This is a genomic window from Pantoea sp. Tr-811, assembly GCF_011752535.1.
GTDB lineage: Bacteria > Pseudomonadota > Gammaproteobacteria > Pseudomonadales > Pseudomonadaceae > Aquipseudomonas.
Window position 1 is genome coordinate 1 of the sequence record NZ_VWXJ01000078.1, and the last position, 304, is coordinate 304.

Annotated in this window: 1 protein-coding gene; it reads right to left on the reverse strand. The window is 59.9% G+C overall.

Annotated elements, in window-relative coordinates:
* On the reverse strand, positions 1 to 304 hold a 304-nt coding region (locus F3J44_RS30510; protein ID WP_167278019.1), incomplete at both ends, for an immunoglobulin-like domain-containing protein.

The following is a 304-nucleotide window of genomic DNA, read 5'->3' on the forward strand; positions in this document are numbered from 1 at the left end:
TGACGGTCGAAGTGTCGATGGTATCGGTCACGGCAGTGACTGCAGGAGTCGAGCTAACATTCAGTTGCTCGAAGTCGCCGCCGGTGGTGCCGGTCACAGTCACGCTGACATTACCGGCGTCGACGTAGACGGTGTTAGCCGGTGCAGGAACGGTAATGCTGCCTTCGGTCTGGCCCTTGGCAATGGTGATGGTCTCACCGTTGCTCAGGGTCACCTTCATTTCGGTGCCAGCTGGGTTGGTCAGCGTGGCGGTGTAGATGATCTGGCCGCCTTCCTGAACGGTGCCAGTGGCAGTCAGGCTCAG